1 protein-coding gene is annotated in these 1251 nt (G+C 37.5%); it reads right to left on the reverse strand.

The genetic code is table 11. From position 1 onward, the window contains the following. Positions 1-50: 50 nt before the first annotated feature. Entirely contained in the window at positions 51-1058 is a 1008-nt protein-coding gene (locus TPRIMZ1_RS0106940; protein ID WP_010256848.1) for a hypothetical protein, read from the reverse strand. Positions 1059-1251: the final 193 nt, after the last annotated feature.

Consider the following 1251-nt stretch of genomic DNA (forward strand, 5'->3'; position numbering starts at 1 on the left):
CCCGCAGAGCCGGGGTTTCAGTGCCTGACTCTGCTCATTACAGCATAAAATTATTTTTTTGGAGAATGTGTTCCATCTAACCATTCACCGCTGATGTCAGCAATTACTTTACCGTTTTTTGCAATAGTTACAGAAAGATTATCACTAATATCACGATCACAATATTTACGGATGATATACGGAGGATCCCATTCTATTACTGCTATTGAATGGCCATAAGTTTCTCCCGCAGTTACCCTATTATCAATAATTTTCCCACCTGTTTTGATAAACTTAGAATTTGATCCAGCTACCCGAATACCCGCCCCGCCACTATCTGTAACATTATTGGTAATGCTGCCCCCATTCATTATAAATGAACAGTTCGCTCCGGTTAAAGCAACTCCGCCGCCAATACCGGCATTATTGTTTGTAATTGATGCATTTTCATTAAGAATAAGTACACCGCCATTGCTTCCTTCACCAAATTTACCTAAATATACACCTCCACCAGCACCATTTGGATTTTTGTTTCCGTTAATAACTGCATTTCCTTCAAGAATTAATTCTCCGCCAACAAGAGCCAGGGCGGTATTATTATTTTGAATTCCGATCAATATAATATTACCACTCACTATGAGTTTTTTTGAAGGATTAACGCGAATTAAGTTACCTTGCGATTTTAGATAAATGTTTCCATTTCCATTTATTGTAGCTGGTCTTGATGTTGAACTTGTCACTTTAATAATTATTCCACTGTCATTATTGGCGCCTTTTACATTAAGTGTTCCCTCAACGGTAAGAATCGCACCATTTCCAAGAATAAGTTTTTTCCCGTTTGTGAGATCAAAAATAACATTCGCTGGAATGATGAGAATGTCCTCTATTGTAAAATCACTTCTAAGTTTTACAGTAGAACCAGATGCAACTGCTTTTTTTACACCGCCAAGAACTTCAACGAAGACATTTGCCTCCGGTGTTGGTTCTTCGTAAACCACTGCATCATTAGTAGACATACAAGATACAAATACCGATAATCCGATAGAAAGAACCAGATGTGAAAACACTTTCTTTGCCATTCTTTTCCCCTTATTATTTTAATGGAATTAATTTTAATCATAGGTAATATTTTGTCAATGGATTTTTCTTCATTACCCAGGGCTCCTGCATTTACTTTAGAAGCCCTGCCACCTATCCAAAACTTCAAAAAGAGTATTTAATTATACGTATTCAGTGGAAGCGATCACCAAGACCCGGTAAGAGTGAAACCGG

The organism is Treponema primitia ZAS-1 (assembly GCF_000297095.1).
GTDB classification, from domain to species: domain Bacteria; phylum Spirochaetota; class Spirochaetia; order Treponematales; family Breznakiellaceae; genus Termitinema; species Termitinema primitia_A.